We start from the raw sequence: 16,423 nt of genomic DNA, 5'->3' as shown, positions 1-16,423 counted from the left end.
GAAATCTAGAAAACGAACCCCCAAAACGAAGAAAGTCTCGAAACATCGAAATAGGAACGATGTCTCGAGACTTCACAATGGTGCCCCCAGTGGGACTCGAACCCACACTGAATCGATTTTAAGTCGACTGCCTCTGCCGATTGGGCTATGGGGGCAAGGGCAAGGAATATTTTAGGCCACCTCACCCTGCGAGAGTTAACGAGGGGTACCCTCCGCAGCCAGACCAGCGATAATACCGTCGAGAATGTCCTTTTCACTGATGAAAAAGCTGCGCGCATCGCAATTTCGCTCGATAAGCTGCATGATGCCTTCGACGGCTACCGCCCCACCGCCAATGACGTCGGCACGGCCGGGGTGAATGACGGGGTTGAGGGCGCGGACGTCGGAAGGCAGGCTAATAAGCTGCTGCAAAAGCACGCGCAGGGCATCGAAGCGGAGTTCAGACCCGTGAATGGCATCGGCGTCGTAGCGCTCAAGGCCCTGAGCCAATGCAGAAAGAGTGGTGAAAGTGCCTGCGCAGCCGACGATGGTACGGGCCTTAGAAATAGGTACTATCTTCTCCACTTCTGCCGTGCGCTCGCCGACGTACTCGGAAGCGATCTCAATCTCCGACTCGGTAGGCGGATCTGTTCGCATAATGCGCTCGGTTAGCCTGACGCACCCCATGCGAGCCGAGTGGGTGCCCAAGATATCGCCATCGGCCGTGCCTACGACGAACTCGGTCGAACCGCCGCCCAGATCGATGACACAGAATGGCCCGCGGTCTGGCTCCACATCGGCCACGGCACCATTAAAGGACAACAGAGCCTCTTCCTCGCCCGAGACGACCTCGGCCTGTGCGCCAGGCTGAATTTGGCTGAGCAACTCAGCGGTCATGTCGAAGAATTCCTGTTGATTCTTGGCATCGCGAGTAGCGGAGGTAGCGACCATCCGCACGCGGGTGACCTTCTCAAACTTCATCTGGCGTACGTAGCCTTCCAAGGCCACGCGGGCGCGGTCTAGGGCCGCAGGGGCGATTTCGCCAGTGGCATCGACTCCTTCTCCCAGGCGGATGATTTCCATGGTGCGGGTAATATCGCGAACTTTGCCGTCATCCTGAATTTCAGAGATGAGCAAGCGAATCGAATTGGTACCGCAATCAATCGCAGCAACGCGAGTCATAGCAGCCCTCCTATTCCGCATTAGAGAAATCGAATTGGGCCAGGTCAATCCCCAGTTCCTCTACGCTGGGCCAATCTTGCGGGATGGCAGAGCCTCGAAGCTTGCCGTGGTCAGCGGCCATGGCCACCGCTTCAGTTCCCAATCGGAAATGCTGTGGGCCTTCAGCAAGCGCGTACGCGATGAGCACATGCAGGCACTTGACTCGATCGGGCATGCCACCACCGGAGAAATCGGTGCCAAGGTCTTCAATATCATTGCGCTTGGCCAAGAAATATTCGTGGGCGCGCTGATAGTCGGCAGCCAATTCCTCGTCCTCACCCAAGCGGGCTTCCATCCACTTCATCACGTGGGCGACCTCCAAGCGTGAAGCTTCGGCCGTAAGCCGTGGGTCGGTGAGGTAGTAGAGGGTGGGGAATGGGGTGCCGTCGGCAAGCTTGGGCGCCGTCTTAATTACCGCGGGCTGCCCATCCGGCGTGCGATAAGAAACCTCGAGGACCCCGCGCGGGGTACGGCCCAATTGCTCAGTTACTACAGCGATATCTGCATCAGTGACGGTCATGCGGACAATTATCGCACATCTGGATTCTCTTCCGGCGCCGGCTCAATCGGAAGGTGATTTACTTGCTCGGACGGAGTTTCTTCCTCGGGCGGCTCGGCTACAGAATCCCACAGAACTTCGTACCATTCGCGGGAATCTTCTTCCTTCTGACCATCTGTAGTGAGCTGGTCATCCGGCTTAATCTGCGGATCGATGATGCGATAGGCGGTCTCACCCTCATCGACGACCCCGAATCGGCGCCGCGCCTCCTGCTTGATGTACTCATCGGACTTATATTTATCAATCTTCTCCAGCAAAGCAGCTTTCTCATCCTGCTTGGCGGCGATTGACTCATTGAGGCGGGCAATTTCAGACCGGCCGTGGTAGTAATTACGCAGCGGAATGGCGATAGCAAACAAAACAACGAGCACTATAGCTACGATTACGCCTACTCCGGCAATACTCATCCGGTCCGGCTTCTGTTTCTGCTTCAGCTGTGCACGCTGAGCTTTACGGATATCCGCAGCACGCGAGGCTACCGGAACCCTAGTACGGCTCCGGTTTCGCTGCGTCTTCTTTTCGCGTGCCATAGGTCTTTAATCCTAGCGCCGTCACTTCTGTAACAGGGACGTGGCACGCGCAATTTGGATACACTAAAGGAAATTCTCCCGCCCAGGAAGGAAGTTTCATGACCCTCAAACGCCTCCTGCTCGTTCTCACCGCAACCCTATTTCTCGCCAGCTGCAGCCCCTCCGCCCAAGACGGTGAATATCCCGTCTACGGTGACGGCTACGACCTGAACACTAAAGACGGCATGGCCGACTACCTCAAGGAGTATAAGACCCTGCCGGATGATTACATCAACCATGATGCTGACCAGCTCGAGGGAGAAGACCAACCCGAGAGCTTTGAAACCAACGCAGACTCTGTCAAGAAAGCGGGCGAAGCTGCCTGCAAGAACGACGAATTACTCGATATCTCGAAGGAATATTTCCGAGGAAACACCGACAAATTTGGGGAAGCAGTTATGTCATCGGTCGACGGCTCTGATGAAAAATACAGTGATGTTTTTGAAGCTCTGGACATCCCTGATGACGCACCGGACTCTGACAAAATCATGGCTGCAGCGATGACCTCACTCGGCGCCGTAATGTCTTGTGGCGATGAATTCAGCGACGAGGAACTGGAAAAGGTCGCTGAGGCGATCCATTCCAGCTAGAGCTTCGAACCATATTCCCTACTTAAGGAATAGCTATGCCCCTCAAGCGTCTCCTCCTAGCCGCCGTCGGCACCCTACTTGCTGGGTGCAGCTCGACCGACCACAAAGAAGAAGTCACCACCGAAGCGGATTCCCTCACCTGCGAAAGCACTACCAGCAGCGAAGCTCCTACCACCACGAGCAGAAAACACGACCTCAACACCAAGAGCGGTTTCATTTACCACATAAAAGAACACGGCACGATCCCGGACTTTTACCTAGACATTTTCGGCGCTGGGGCTTCCGAAAATGGCGAAGGCCCCACCAGCTACGAGGTCAACGCCACGACCCTGAAGAAGGCTGGAGCTGTTGCCTGCGAGAATGATCAGATTCTAGACGATGCCAAATATTTGCTAGCCCATGGCGACAGCGCATTTGAGGAGCTCGTTCCCGATTTAGAAGAGTTTGACAGGAAATACGCTCCCGTCTACGAAAAGCTTGAAATGTCAGCGGCCTCTCCCCTCCCAGACAAGCTATTTACCATGTACATGGCAGGAGTGGGTTCCCTCGCCACCTGCGGTGACAAATATGACGATAAGGAACTCGAGGCGGTGGCTGACAAAATTTTCAGCTACTAGACCCCTCCTAAATTTCGCACAATTTTTCGCTTCGAGCCTTGCGCAAGCCAGCAAGGCGGCTTATACTGAGGGGCAGAAATTCGATTGGGTGTGCGATTTATTCCAGAGGGGGAACTTTCCGTGACAGCCAGCGACGCACCACCAAAGAAAGCTTTTTTTCTACCAATAACCTCGACGATACGGTTTGCGTTTTGGGCATGCTCCAACGCATTCAATCCTGGCAGCTATACCAATCCGTACTTCCGCGATTAGAAGACGATGTCGAATGCACTACCGCTGCTTTAGCTAAGCGGGTGGGCTTGAGCTACTGGCGTGTTTTATCCGCACTGCGCTCTCACCTGCGCATGCGTGAGTTGCCGTTAACCACGGCGGTACAGACCGAACATTGGATTCTTGACCTCCCGCGGCTGCACGTCATTGATGCAGAACTTGCCCCGCTTGGCGACGACGCCGAGGGCATCCAACTAGTCGATGCCGCCCTTGCAGATTTCCTCACCCCGAAGGAACCTGCTCAGCATGTCCCCACGGAATCTGAAATCCGTAGATTCTTGCGCGATTACATCGATGGCATTCTCAAGCCAGATATTGAGACGGAAATCGAGCGCTCTGTTTCCATTTCTTATTCCAAAGGCCAAGCCACCATCACCCTGAAAACGGATAAAGCAACCGCCAGTGCTATTTCACGACACATCGATAAAGCAGCGCGAAAGAAGAACATCACAAAGCCAGAGGCTTTGGAGGCGCTGATCTTTAATCGCACCCAAACAAAAGTAGTTATCAATACCTATGCAGCGGGTGACGATGCTTCTCGGGTATATATCCCGTCGGCGGGATGGTGCGTTCTCACCGAACGCTTGAGCACTTACTCGATGACTCGCGAGCTGTGCCCAGAAGAAACATCCTCCTACGTCCCCACCGAGCAAATCAGGACATGGGTCCACGGTCGCGATGCCACGTGCCGTTGGCCGGGGTGTTCCATGCCGGCGCATTACTGCCAGCTTGATCATCGGGTGGAGTATGCCGACGGCGGGCCGACGAGTATCGATAATCTTGTCACCCTTTGTCAGCACCACCACAATGTGAAGACCGATGGTAGGGCCCGCTACATCATGGATCCCATCACTGGGGACGTCGCCTGGCTCTTCTCGGACGGCACTTTCGAAATTGACCGCGCTCAAGGACCTTTAGCACCGCGAACCATGAATTGGAAGCAAACCTGGCAACAATACCTAGACATGCGAAAGCGCCCCCGCGGCAATGCAAGGGCGCTACGAAAGGAGGCAATTAAGCCTTAAAGCGCGGGAAAGCGGAGCGGCCGGCGTAGACTGCGCCGTCGCCAAGCTCCTGCTCGATACGCAGCAGCTGGTTGTACTTAGCTACGCGCTCGGAACGAGCCGGTGCACCGGTCTTGATCTGGCCGCAGTTCAGAGCAACAGCCAGGTCTGCAATGGTGGTGTCCTCGGTCTCGCCGGAGCGGTGGGACATCATGGTGCGATAGCCGTTGCGGTGAGCCAGCTCGACTGCGTCGAAGGTCTCGGTCAGGGTACCGATCTGGTTGACCTTAACCAGCAGGGCGTTGGCAGCCTTCTTTTCAATACCCTCCTGCAGACGAGCAGGGTTGGTGACGAAGAAGTCATCGCCAACGATCTGCACCTTTTCGCCAATGGCGGCGGTCAGAGTGGTGTAGCCATCCCAGTCGTCTTCCTGCAGTGGGTCCTCGATGGAGACGATCGGGTACTCGTCAATGAGGCCCTCGTAGACCTTGCACATTTCTTCAGCGGTGTGCTCGCCACCCTCGAAGTGGTACTTGCCGTCCTTGAAGAACTCGGAGGAAGCAACGTCGAGTGCCAGGGCTACGTCCTTGCCAGGCTCGAAGCCGGCCTTCTTGATGGCGTCCACGATGACGTCGAGAGCAGCCTTGGTGGAGTCAACGGACGGTGCAAAGCCACCCTCGTCGCCCAGACCAGTGGACAAGCCCTTGTCCTTTAGCACTGCCTTCAGTGCGTGGTAGACCTCGGCGCCCATGCGAAGAGCCTCGGCGAAAGACTCCGCACCAATCGGAGCGATCATGAATTCCTGAACGTCTACGCCGGAGTCAGCGTGTGCGCCGCCGTTGAGGATGTTCATCATTGGCACTGGCAGTACGTGTGCATTCGGGCCGCCAATGTAGCGGTACAGAGGCAGTGCAGCGGACTCTGCGGCGGCCTTGGCTGCGGCGATGGAAACGCCCAAGATAGCGTTAGCGCCGAGCTCGGACTTGTTATCGGTACCGTCCAACTTAATCAGTGCCTGGTCAATGAGGCGCTGGTCGTCAGCTTCGAAGCCAGCAATTTCGTCGGCAATCTTCTCATTGATGTTCTCAACGGCCTTTAGAACGCCCTTACCCTGGTAGCGCTCGCCACCGTCGCGCAGCTCGTGAGCCTCGTGCACACCGGTAGAAGCACCGGAAGGAACGCCGGCAACACCGCGGGCGCCGTCGTCAAGGAAGACCTCGGCCTCGACGGTTGGGTTGCCACGGGAATCAAGAATTTCGCGGGCGAAAGTGTGGATGATATCAGCCATGCTGTTTTTCACTCCTCATAAATAAGTTCGCTCTGGACCAGCCGGCCCAGCTACGTAGTCAATTGTTGCAGAAAACTTTACTGTGTGACGCTACTTGGCACTTTGCGGAACCGAATAGGCATTGGCGGCGTGTGCAACTTTATGCAAATACTCGCTGGACTGGTTGTAATTTAGAACTGCTTCCTCCCATTGTTCTGGGTTAGAGAGATCTCTATCACCAAAGCATAAAAGTCCGGCGGCGCCGACTGCGGCGTCGTCAATTTGATTGGGATCTGCCTTCCCATCACCGTTAGCATCAGCGCCTACCGATTCCCATGTGGTCGGGATAAATTGCATCGGGCCGACGGCGCGGTCATATTCGGAATCCCCATCGATGTCGCCGTTATCAGTATCTGGGGTGTGCGCCGTATTGTTTAGTCCATCGAGGGCGATGCCGTTGATGGGTGGTTGGGGGTAGCCGGCGTCGTCAAGCTTGGAGGGCTTAAACCAATTGCCGTTGTAGGTGCCATGGCGGGTCTCCACGTAGCCCAGGCCGGCAAGGGTATTCCATCGCAGATGGCAATTCGGCCATTTTTGCTGAGCGATGAGTTCGGCGTTGCCATAAGCGCGCAGTGCGGCCGGCGGGATGCCCGTCTGCTCAGCTAGGTCAGAGGCCCAGTAGGTAAGCTTATCCGCAGTGCGGCCGGGAGCATTGACGTCAATATGCGCGACCTCTTTGCCTTCAACGGGCGGAATGTTCTCCGGTACGGGCTCCTGGGAAGTGCCGTGCCCCGTCAACAGCCATGCCACCAACGCGATGATCACGGCTACGGCCACCCCGCAGCCCCCGAATATCTGCAGGAGCCTCTTCATGAGAAGCCATCCTACATTCCCTTGCCTTCGCGCCACAGCCTCTCTTGCGTGTCAACGTCGACAATCTCCGTGGTGCCATCAAATAGGTATGGGGCGCGGGCGCGCATTTTGATGAGGAAGCTCTGGGCGACGTCGTCCAGCGAAAAGGTGGAGATTTCCGCATGGAAAAGTACTTGGAGGAAGACATCGCCCAATTCCTTGAGCATCTCGCTTTCCGGTTCGCGGTTACGCACGGCCGCGGCGAATTCGGCGGACTCCTCCTCAAGATAGGGCAAGAGCGAGGTGTGGGTTTGCTCGCGCTCCCACTCCCCGATGCGCCGCGCCGTGGCCATGGTCTGGCGCGCCTGCATGATGGGATCCGCGAGGGATTCGGCGCGAATGACAGGCTCGCCGGTAGCAAGGCGGGCGCGAGTTTCCGGATCGTGTTCGTCGGTGCTTACCAAGGTGCCGGTGGCGTCCTCGCCTACCAGCAGATCGGAAAAATTCCACCGTACGGACACGGGTACCTCACCCGTGAAGTGGACAGGGCCACGCAGCTTCCCGTGCGCCTGCATGGGGATCATGGTGGGCCAGCGTTCATCGAGCAACAGCACAGTCATGTGCACAAAGTCTAGCCCGAGTTCCCATAATGGGGCTATTCAAGGTATTTTAGGCCAATGACCTCCAGCCAGAATAGATCCCACTCCGTGACGTTGTGGACCCTCGTCGCGCTGATTATCGGTTCCACCGTGGGCGCGGGCATTTTCTCGCTGCCCCAAAACATTGCCTCCGTTGCCGGCCCAGGCGCGATGCTTATTGGCTGGCTGGTAGCGGGCATCGGCATGCTGTCTGTGGCGTTTGTTTTTCAAATTCTGGCCCGCCGCAAGCCGCACCTTGATTCTGGCGTTTATTCCTACGTGCGTGCCGGCCTCGGCGATTTTATTGGTTTTACCTCCGGCTGGGGCTATTGGCTGGGCTCCGTTATGGCACAGGTGGGCTATGCCACCCTCTTTTTCAATACCTTGGGCCATTACCTGCCGCTTTTCGACGCCGACCATTACTGGACCTCCGCCATCGCCGTCTCCCTCCTATCCTGGGGCATTTTTGCGGTTCTTGCTCGCGGTATCAAGCAGGCCGCGTTCATGAACCTCATCACCACGATTGCCAAGATTGTGCCCATTCTGGCCTTTGTGGTGCTCATTGCGTTCCTCGGGTTCAGCTGGGATAAATTCACCTTGGATTTCTGGGGACGCGCGTCTGAGGCCAGCGTCTTTGAGCAGGTCCAGGGAATCATGCTCTTTACCGTGTGGGTCTTCATTGGCGTGGAGGGCGCATCCGTTTATTCCAAGCAGGCTTCTAAGCGCACCGACGTCGGCCGCGCGACCGTCATCGGTTTTTTCTCCGTGCTGGCGCTGCTGGTTTCCGTGTCTACCTTGAGCTTTGGCGTGATGAGCAAAGAAGAACTGGCCGCGCTGCCAGATAATTCCATGGCATCCGTGCTCACCGAGGTCATCGGCCCCTGGGGCGGCGCGCTGGTGTCTATTGGACTGTGCTTGTCGGTCCTAGGAGCCTACGTCTCCTGGCAAATGTTGTGCGCCGAGCCCATCGTAATGATGGCCATCGACGGCCTCATTCCCCGCCGCATCGGAACCATCAACGTGGCAGGTGCGCCGTGGGTAGCGCAGCTTATTTCCACGATGGCCATCCAGCTATTCATCATCGTCTTCTACCTCAACGAGGCGTCTTATAACGCCATGGTGCAGCTGGCAACCATCATGTACTTGCTGCCCTATATCTTCTCTTCCCTGTATTTATTGCTCTTGGCACTGCGGGGCAAGGGGCTGTCTCACCCTCAAGCGGGTATCAAGTTCGATCTTTCCGGACCAGAGGTAGGCCGCAAGGAAAACCGCAAGCACTTGGTCATTTCTTTGCTCGCGTTTATCTACTCCCTGTGGCTGATTTATGCGGCCGACCTCGTCTACGTCCTACTCGGCGCATTGGCCGTGGTCCCAGGCCTTATCCCGTATGTGGGCACCCGTTTGTGGAAGAAGGAACGCATCTTTAACACCTTCGAGTGGTGCGTGGTGGCCATTGTCCTGGCCGGTGCCGCCACCGCCATTTGGGGCTTGAGCACCGGCTGGCTCACCCTCTAGCTACTCCCCTACGCTGACCACGTTCGAGGTGGGCTGGGCGCCGCTGACGTTGATGGAGTCGACGTCGAAAAGCGCGCTCAAGAAGTCCGCCGCCCACTGAATAAGCTCGGTATCGCGCAGCTTCGGCGAGGTGACATTGCGGCCTGCCTTGGGGAACGGCACGTTGATTGCCTTCGCCGCCGCACGGAAGCTGGAGCCCGGGTATAGACGCTTGAGACGCACCTGCTTGGAATCCGGCAGCTCGACGGGGTGGAACTTGATGCGGGTGCCCTGCACGGTGATATCGGAAATACCGGCGCGGCGCGCCTGGTGGCGCAGGCGAGCAACGGACAGCAGGCGCAACACCTCCTGTGGCAGTGGGCCGAAGCGGTCTTCCATTTCCTCGATGACGGCCTTGAGATCATCGTCATTCTGCGAAGCCGCAAGCTTGCGATAGACCTCCAGGCGCAGGCGCTCGGATTCGATATAGCCTTCCGGAATATGCGCGTCCACGGGGAGATCGATGCGGATTTCCTTCGGGCCCTCATCGGTAACGGTGGGAGCCTCGCCGCGGGCGAGCGATTTGAAGGTCTCGACCGCCTCGCCAACGAGGCGCACGTAAAGATCGAAGCCCACACCGGCAATGTGGCCGGACTGTTGGGCGCCAAGGACGTTGCCGGCACCGCGCATCTCCAAGTCCTTCATGGCTACGGCCATGCCGGCACCAAGGTCATTGTTCTGAGCGATAGTTGCCAGGCGGTCATAGGAGGTTTCCGTGAGCGTAGCTCCCTTGGGGTACAGGAAGTAGGCATAGCCGCGCTCGCGGGAGCGTCCCACGCGCCCGCGCAGCTGGTGCAGCTGGGACAAGCCCATATGGTGGGCGTTTTCCACAATGAGGGTATTCGCGTTAGCGATATCCAGGCCAGTCTCCACGATGGTGGTACATACTAAAACGTCATACTCGCGATCCCAGAACCCTTGGACGGTCTGTTCGAGCACCTCCTCGTTCATCTGTCCGTGCGCGACGACGACGCGGGCCTCCGGTACCAGGTCACGCAGCTCGCGGGCCTTCTTTTCGATATCAGAGACTTTGTTGTGGATGAAAAAGGTTTGACCATCGCGCAGCAGCTCGCGGCGGATGGCCGCGGCTACCTGCTTGTCCTCATAAGCGCCGACGTAGGTCAGCACTGGGTGGCGGTCTTCCGGCGGAGTCAAGATGGTGGACATCTCGCGGATGCCAGCCATGGACATCTCCAAGGTGCGCGGGATAGGTGTTGCGGACATGGTGAGCACATCCACGCTGGCCTTAAGCGCCTTGATGTGTTCCTTGTGCTCCACGCCGAAGCGCTGCTCCTCGTCCACGACGATGAGGCCGAGGTTCTTCCAGTGCACACCGGTCTGGAGGAGGCGGTGGGTGCCGACGACGATATCGACGCTGCCATCGGCCAGGCCCTTGAAGATGTTCTTGGCTTCCTTCTTTGAGGTAAAGCGCGAAAGCACCTCAATCTTGACGGGGAAGCCGGTCATGCGCTCGCTGAAGGTATCAAAGTGCTGCTGCGCCAGCAGCGTGGTGGGAACGAGGACGGCAACCTGCATACCGTCTTGCACGGCCTTGAAGGCGGCGCGGATGGCCACCTCGGTCTTGCCGTAGCCCACATCGCCGACGACCACGCGGTCCATCGGCACCGTGGACTCCATATCGTGCTTGACGGCATCGATAGCCAGCATCTGGTCTTCGGTTTCGACGAAGGGGAAATTATCCTCCATCTCCGCCTGCCACGGATTATCTGGGGAGAACTGGTGCCCCGGCGCAGCCTGGCGTTTGGCGTAGAGCTCGACGAGCTCGCCGGCGATTTCGCGCACGGCGGCGCGCGCCTTCTTCTTGGTGTTCTTCCAGTCGGAACCGCCCATCTTGGACAGGTGAGGCGATTCGCCACCGGTGTACTTGCTGAGGAGATCCAGCGAGTCCATGGGGACCCAGAGCTGATCGGCGGGCTGACCACGCTTGGAGGGCGCGTACTCGAGCACGATGTATTCGCGGCGGCTGGTTTCATCGCCGGACTGGATGGTGCGCTCGGCCATCTTGAGGAACTTGCCGATGCCGTGGGTCTCGTGCACCACAAAATCGCCCTGTTTGAGGGCAAGTGGGTCAACCTTATTGCGGCGTTTGGCGGGCCGGCGCTTTGCTTCGGCGATATCGCCTACGCGGTTACCGGTCAGGTCCGTCTCGGTCACAACGACCAGTGGGAGGGCCTCGGCATCCTTAGGCTTTTTCACCTTGGGAAATACCAGGCCGGCGTGGCTTAGTGCTTGGTAGAGGGTGACTTCACCGGCGGTGGGTTCCCAGCCAGGGGTAGCTACCTTGGTGCGGATACCCTTTTCTGCAAAGCGATCCACCATGCGCTTGATGGCACCTTGAGCCGGCGCGATGAAGGCTGCCCGGCCGCCGGCGTTGGTGTGCGCGAGGAGCTGGGCCATCATGGCGTCGATTTCTTCGATGTTGCCGCGCGGGGTGGGCCCTGGTTCGAATTCGAGCGGGAGGGTCTCCTCTTCTGGGGCGGCGAGCATTCCCGGTGGGGAGAAAGTCCACAAAGGCAGGCCGGACTCGCTAATGGAGACCTCGAGCGACTCATAGGAGCGGTAGCTGGATGCCTCGGTATCGAGTCCTTCGGTAGCCAGCGGGCCATCGGCCCCCATGGCCGCGGCCTCCCAGCCGGCGGCGAGGAACTCCGCATCGGTCTTTTCTAGATCTGCCACGCGGCGGCGAATTTTTTCCGGGCCGACCATCACCACGTGGGTGGTGGGGCGCAGAATTTCGGGGAGGGTGATCATGGGGGCGTCGGAAAGCGCGGGCAGGAGCGCCTCCATACCTTCGGCAGGGATGTGCTCGCTTACCTTGGTCAAAAGCTCCACCAAGGCGGGATTGCCGGGGTGCTTAACGGCGAGATCGGCCGCGCGCTTGGCAATGGCGTCCGTAATAGGCAGCTCCCGGGCAGGGAAAATGTCTACACGGCCCACCTCGATTTCCGGGATGGTGCGCTGGTCAGCTACGGAGAATTGGCGGATATCGGTAATTTCATCGCCCCAAAACTCCACGCGGACCGGATAGTCCAGCGTGGTGGGGAAAATATCGATAATGCCACCGCGCGTAGCGTACTCGCCGCGCTTAGCCACCATGTCTACGTGCTTGTAGGCGCGGAATTCAAGCTCGCGGACCACCTCATCAAAGTCATATTCTTGATCTTCTTCAAGGTGGACGGGAGCTCGGCCTTCTACCTCTTTGAGGATGGGTTGGGATAAGCCGCGGGCAGCGGTGACGATGACCTGCAGGCTATCGAGGTTGTGCAAAACCTCGGCGCGGCGGCCGATGATGTCTACGCCGGGGCTTAGGCGCTCGTGCGGCAGGGTCTCCCAGGCGGGGAACATGGCTACCTTCTCCCCCAGCATCGCCGTAAGCTCCGCCGTGAGGTCCTCAGCCTCGCGGCTCGTAGCGGTTACCACGAGCACTGGGGCATGATGAGCCAAGGTACCCAAGGCCCACGGCCGGGACTGATCCAAGCCTGTGATGTGGAGGTCTTCGCCCACATGAGAAATCATGCCCTTGAGCTTGGGATCTGAGGCCGCTACCTTAAGCAGGCCGGCCAGCATTGGGGTCGCCATTTATTTGCCTCCTAGCTTGGGCTTTACTTCCATACCGGACAAACCATTCCAGCATAGATTGACAATATGCGTGGCGACGACTTCCTTGTCCGGGTTGCGCTCATCCAGCCACCATTGCGCGGTGGTCGATACCATTCCCACCAGCGCTTGGCCGTAAATATCCGCCAAATCCGGGTCAATGCCGCGGTGCTCGAACGCTTCTCGCAGGATATAGGAAACCTGGCCCACCGCGGAATTCAACAGCGTGGAGAAACTGCGTTCATCGCCGGGCTTGGCATCGCGTACCAAGATGAGAAAGCCATCAGTTTCTTCCTCAACATAGGTCAAAATGGCCATGACGGCCTGCTCGATGCGCTCGCGCCAGCTTCCGGTCTCTAAGGAATCAGTAATGACCTTTTCCAAGGCCAGCATCTCGCGGTCAACAACCACCGCGTAGAGGCCTTCCTTGCCCCCGAAGTGCTCATAGACAACGGGTTTGGACACCCCGGCGCGTGCCGCGATCTCTTCGACGCTGGTTCCTTCAAAACCTAATTCCGCGAATGCGGCGCGTCCGATGGAAATGAGTTGTTCGCGGCGTTCCCGGCCGGTCATCCTTTGTCGAGCCATGCCCTCTACCCTATCCTTTGCCCCGCAATTTGTGATTTACCCGGGGGCGTCAGGTACGCTATGCCTACAGCTTTTGCTGTGGTTCCCCATGGTGTAATCGGCAACACTACGGTTTTTGGTACCGTCATTCTAGGTTCGAGTCCTGGTGGGGAAGCTGATTTTTGTAGCCCGTTGACCGGTGTTTTTGCTGGTCGCGGGCTATTTTTCCACCTAGACCCGTTTACTTTGGCGACGTTTGGCGACCTGCGGAAACGGTTCAGTCTCCGTCAAAAGTCCGTCAAAACTCCGTCACAAAACACCCCCCTAAAACGCGGAAAAGACCCCACCCACAAGGGGCAGGGGTCGTGCTACTTCACGTCCGGGTAGGTTGCTATTTTCCACTCCGGGTAAGTCATCATCGGTGGGGGCGGCAACTCGATATTTTTCTCCACCGCCCAAAATTGCAGCTTCCGCCAATACGCAGCCACATAAAGCTGGTACTCGTGGTGAATCTTATCCTTGGTGCGCAGCTCCCCCACCTCATTATCGAGACGTTGAATCGTCTCCTCCATACGGTCAAGGCGACGTTCCGCACTCGCTTCATCCGCAGCGATCGCTTCCTCTTTATGCCGTTGAATAGCGCGGGCGGCAGCGCCAAAAATGTTGCCGTACTCGGCAGCGGCACGCGAGAATAAACCACTCACCATGGCGAGGATAATAAGCAGAGTGAGGATAAACCCCCACGGGGATTTCGTTTCGCTTAGAACGTCTAGTATCTGCTCCTCACCCATCATTCCCCTTTCTGCTTTGCGCCACAGCCATGCGTATCGTCACGGCGAACGCGATTGTGGCCCACACCCCAGCGGAGGTGATGTAGCCGGTGAAGAATCTCCAATCGTCCAGTGGGTGCAGGTGAATGTCGTTGATGACCATCGCGGCGAATACGAGGTAAATCGCGGAGGTGAGCACCGCCCCGTCGCGGATTACCCGATTCCAGTTTTTTGCCAGCCCGAACGTGAGCATGGCGGAGGCGATGAGGCACACGGCACCCCACACGATAGGCGGGTCTAGAGACTCAACCTGAAACGCACCCACACCACTGTGAGGATTGCCGGTTGCGTAGTCGAGGCCACGGGCGAATAGTTGGAAAGTGAGTAACGCGGTGATGATTCTTAGTGTCCGCGTCATGGCCTATTCCCCTGCTGTGGTGGGGCCGGTGTAGACCGGCAGGGCGGGCACATCCTCCGGCTCCGGTGTGGCGGGCTGCTCGATGACTACTCCTACGGGGGCTTCATCGGATTCACGGCCTGTATTCACCGCGGCGAGAGCGCCACCAATGAGTGCGGCTAATCCGCCGGTTTGGCCGAGCCATCCGTCTACCTCGTCTGGGCTGACAATGCCGAAGGCGACAAGCGCTAGGCCTACGGCGGCGACCACGACGTACACGGCTAGGCGTATCCACCATGGGGTGCCGATGACGGCGCGGGGCTTTGGTGCGGGGTTGGTGTGATGCTTGGCCATTATCGTTCCTCCAGTTTCTTTTCGATGCGGGCAATGTCTTGGCGGATTGCGGCTACGGCGTCCACCAATGTGAGGTTCTGGCCCTGGGCGTTCTTCCCCAGTTGTTCCCATCCGTTACCCGACGGGCCGCGAAGTTGTCGCCAGATTTCCTGAATCGCATCAATCTGTGGGGAAAGATACCCCGTGATGAAAGCGCGTGTGTGGGCGTTGACTTGGTCCACTGCGTTCATTGTGAGACTCCTACTCTCCTTTTTTGCGGACTTCTTTGGCGCGGCCTTGCCGGCCTTCAGCTCGTCATAGAATCGCTGCGCCTCATCCATCCACTGTTGGTGGTACTTTCCAGCACGACCGCCGAACCCGTTTCCAGCGCGAGGGCCGGAGAGATGGACTGGGCAACCCGTGGCTGTGAACTCGAAATGGTCTCGAATGTTCTTCCCGTACACGGGTCGACCCAGATTGAAGTACAGGCAGTATGCGGCGGCGACACGAGCGCCGCTAATAATCGTTTCGTTGCTGATATTCCACGAATCAGGGTGGAAGTCATCGCCATGCGCACGCCCGCTGTTGTTGGAATGCTCAATGGCAATAGTGCGCTGATTCGCCCACTGGGAGGCATTAGCCCACGCGGTGTCATTGTCGTACACGGTTTGCACCCACCTACCAGTGGGGCCGATGACATGGTGTGCGGAGGCGGGGCGATAGTTCCAGATTTGGTCAACGACGGATTCGCCTTCGCCTATGTACATAAGGTGATGCCGGGTGATGAATTGGATTTTTTGGCCAGCTCTTCCCTGGGTGTAGTGCTTGCCAAGCCGGTATATTTTATCGGGCTGTAGCGTGTAATAATCGCGTGACATGATTACCCTCCTTTGGGCATGAAAATAGCCCCGTGGCCTGCGCGGTCAACGGGGCTACTAGCTAATTCTTAATGGGGTCGAATAGGTCTGGGGTCTTATCCGGTGGGTATTCCGGCAGCGCGGTATGGCCGTAGCGGGCGCGGTAGTGCTTGCCGTCGTGCTCGTAGACCATGCCGTGCATGACGAACATGCCCGGTTGCCAAGCAGTCACAGGTTCCTCCTTTGGGCATAAGAAAACCCGCACCGGGTGGTACGGTCAGAGAATGAGAAAGCCCCTCACTGCGGTTACAGGAGGGGGAGAGAATACGGATAGGATAGTCAAGCGTGGCACGCATTAGGTTAAAAGAACAGCAACGCAATCGCACCCGACCAGCACACCCGACCAAAGCGAACATAAAAAGGTCAGATGGCACACTCGACGACGTCGACTACCCGCTCGACACAGACGACAACGGGTTTATCCTCACGGGTGTTAACACTGACCCGGAGAAAAGGTCGCTCTTCTTCATCGGCGGCTCCTTTGTCGAGTCGTCTTTCGCCCAGCCCCACCAGCGGTTCGTGGCACGGGTGGCTCAGAACGTTGATTGGAATGTGTATAACGCGGGGTATTCCGGCATGACCCTGCTCCAGGCATGCGTCATGATCATGACGAAGATTCCCACCTTGAAGCGTCCTGGGTTTAGTTCCGCTTCTTTTACGGCCCTGTGTTGATGGGCTGGGTGAGATAGTACTCGGTTTCT

Annotated in this window: 18 protein-coding genes and 1 tRNA gene; 5 read left to right on the top strand and 14 right to left on the bottom strand. The window is 57.8% G+C overall.

Going from position 1 to position 16,423, the window contains the following annotated elements; genetic code table 11:
• Nucleotides 1–78 precede the first annotated feature (78 nt).
• From QP324_RS11530 to QP324_RS11515, 4 genes are all read right to left on the bottom strand, one after another.
• Nucleotides 79–155: transfer RNA gene (locus tag QP324_RS11530), tRNA-Leu, on the bottom strand.
• A 40-nt stretch (nt 156–195) separates the two neighbouring features.
• Nucleotides 196–1,161 carry a Ppx/GppA phosphatase family protein gene (locus QP324_RS11525; protein ID WP_284816121.1) on the bottom strand — a complete coding sequence of 322 codons (966 nt, stop codon included), beginning with the start codon at nt 1,159–1,161 and terminating at the stop codon, nt 196–198.
• Nucleotides 1,162–1,171: 10 nt separating this feature from the next.
• Nucleotides 1,172–1,720, bottom strand: a complete 549-nt coding sequence (locus tag QP324_RS11520) for a DUF501 domain-containing protein (RefSeq protein ID WP_284766909.1) — start codon at nt 1,718–1,720, stop codon at nt 1,172–1,174.
• Between the two features lie 8 nt (nt 1,721–1,728).
• Nucleotides 1,729–2,289, bottom strand: coding sequence for a septum formation initiator family protein (locus QP324_RS11515; protein ID WP_239277834.1), 561 nt, complete (start codon nt 2,287–2,289; stop codon nt 1,729–1,731).
• Nucleotides 2,290–2,387: 98 nt separating this feature from the next.
• Between QP324_RS11515 and QP324_RS11510 the strand changes: the two genes are divergently transcribed.
• From QP324_RS11510 to QP324_RS11500, 3 genes are all read left to right on the top strand, one after another.
• Complete coding sequence (locus tag QP324_RS11510; RefSeq protein ID WP_284816120.1) at nt 2,388–2,918, top strand: ribonuclease; 531 nt, start codon at nt 2,388–2,390, stop codon at nt 2,916–2,918.
• 35 nt (nt 2,919–2,953) lie between these two features.
• Nucleotides 2,954–3,535: a hypothetical protein gene (locus tag QP324_RS11505; protein WP_284816119.1), complete on the top strand. Its 582-nt coding sequence runs from the start codon at nt 2,954–2,956 to the stop codon at nt 3,533–3,535.
• Nucleotides 3,536–3,732: 197 nt separating this feature from the next.
• Complete coding sequence (locus QP324_RS11500; protein WP_284816118.1) at nt 3,733–4,830, top strand: HNH endonuclease signature motif containing protein; 1,098 nt, start codon at nt 3,733–3,735, stop codon at nt 4,828–4,830.
• Here QP324_RS11500 and eno read toward each other — a convergent pair.
• The 3 genes from eno to QP324_RS11485 all read right to left on the bottom strand — a co-directional run bounded on the left by eno (nt 4,820) and on the right by QP324_RS11485 (nt 7,548).
• A complete protein-coding gene (gene eno / locus QP324_RS11495) occupies nt 4,820–6,097 on the bottom strand; it encodes a phosphopyruvate hydratase (RefSeq protein ID WP_198492791.1) in 1,278 nt (425 codons plus the stop codon). The two genes, QP324_RS11500 and eno, sit on opposite strands and share 11 nt — an antisense overlap.
• A 90-nt stretch (nt 6,098–6,187) precedes the next feature.
• Nucleotides 6,188–6,949, bottom strand: coding sequence for a lytic transglycosylase domain-containing protein (locus tag QP324_RS11490; RefSeq protein ID WP_049379128.1), 762 nt, complete (start codon nt 6,947–6,949; stop codon nt 6,188–6,190).
• An 11-nt stretch (nt 6,950–6,960) separates the two neighbouring features.
• Nucleotides 6,961–7,548 (bottom strand): MazG nucleotide pyrophosphohydrolase domain-containing protein, encoded by a 588-nt coding sequence (locus QP324_RS11485; protein ID WP_284816117.1) that lies wholly within the window; start codon nt 7,546–7,548, stop codon nt 6,961–6,963.
• A gap of 57 nt (nt 7,549–7,605) precedes the next feature.
• On the opposite strand from QP324_RS11485, the gene QP324_RS11480 reads away from it, so the two are divergent.
• On the top strand, nt 7,606–9,081 hold the full coding sequence (locus tag QP324_RS11480; protein ID WP_284816116.1) for an amino acid permease: 1,476 nt from the start codon (nt 7,606–7,608) through the stop codon (nt 9,079–9,081).
• Here QP324_RS11480 and mfd read toward each other — a convergent pair whose 3' ends face one another.
• The 7 genes from mfd to QP324_RS11445 form a co-directional block, all read right to left on the bottom strand.
• The gene (gene mfd, locus QP324_RS11475) at nt 9,082–12,720 is read right to left on the bottom strand and encodes a transcription-repair coupling factor (RefSeq protein ID WP_284816115.1); all 3,639 of its coding nucleotides are present in this window, start codon (nt 12,718–12,720) and stop codon (nt 9,082–9,084) included.
• A complete protein-coding gene (locus tag QP324_RS11470; protein ID WP_040425065.1) occupies nt 12,721–13,326 on the bottom strand; it encodes a TetR/AcrR family transcriptional regulator in 606 nt (201 codons plus the stop codon).
• 347 nt (nt 13,327–13,673) lie between these two features.
• The gene (locus QP324_RS11465) at nt 13,674–14,012 is read right to left on the bottom strand and encodes a hypothetical protein (RefSeq protein WP_284816114.1); all 339 of its coding nucleotides are present in this window, start codon (nt 14,010–14,012) and stop codon (nt 13,674–13,676) included.
• Nucleotides 14,013–14,088: 76 nt separating this feature from the next.
• The gene (locus QP324_RS11460) at nt 14,089–14,493 is read right to left on the bottom strand and encodes a hypothetical protein (protein ID WP_284816113.1); all 405 of its coding nucleotides are present in this window, start codon (nt 14,491–14,493) and stop codon (nt 14,089–14,091) included.
• 3 nt (nt 14,494–14,496) lie between these two features.
• Nucleotides 14,497–14,826, bottom strand: a complete 330-nt coding sequence (locus QP324_RS11455; RefSeq protein ID WP_284816112.1) for a hypothetical protein — start codon at nt 14,824–14,826, stop codon at nt 14,497–14,499.
• Nucleotides 14,826–15,683 (bottom strand): N-acetylmuramoyl-L-alanine amidase, encoded by an 858-nt coding sequence (locus QP324_RS11450; protein WP_284816111.1) that lies wholly within the window; start codon nt 15,681–15,683, stop codon nt 14,826–14,828. The genes QP324_RS11455 and QP324_RS11450 overlap by 1 nt, the downstream gene beginning before the upstream one ends.
• 61 nt (nt 15,684–15,744) lie before the next feature.
• Nucleotides 15,745–15,894: a hypothetical protein gene (locus QP324_RS11445; protein WP_284816110.1), complete on the bottom strand. Its 150-nt coding sequence runs from the start codon at nt 15,892–15,894 to the stop codon at nt 15,745–15,747.
• A 113-nt stretch (nt 15,895–16,007) separates the two neighbouring features.
• Here QP324_RS11445 and QP324_RS11440 point away from each other — a divergent pair, with 113 nt between their 5' ends.
• Nucleotides 16,008–16,394 (top strand): hypothetical protein, encoded by a 387-nt coding sequence (locus tag QP324_RS11440; protein WP_284816109.1) that lies wholly within the window; start codon nt 16,008–16,010, stop codon nt 16,392–16,394.
• Nucleotides 16,395–16,423 lie beyond the last annotated feature (29 nt).

It is taken from the genome of Corynebacterium sp. UMB0012 (assembly GCF_030216265.1).
GTDB lineage: Bacteria > Actinomycetota > Actinomycetes > Mycobacteriales > Mycobacteriaceae > Corynebacterium.
Note: the sequence above shows the minus strand (reverse complement) of the source record. Positions and strands in the feature narration are given on the sequence as shown.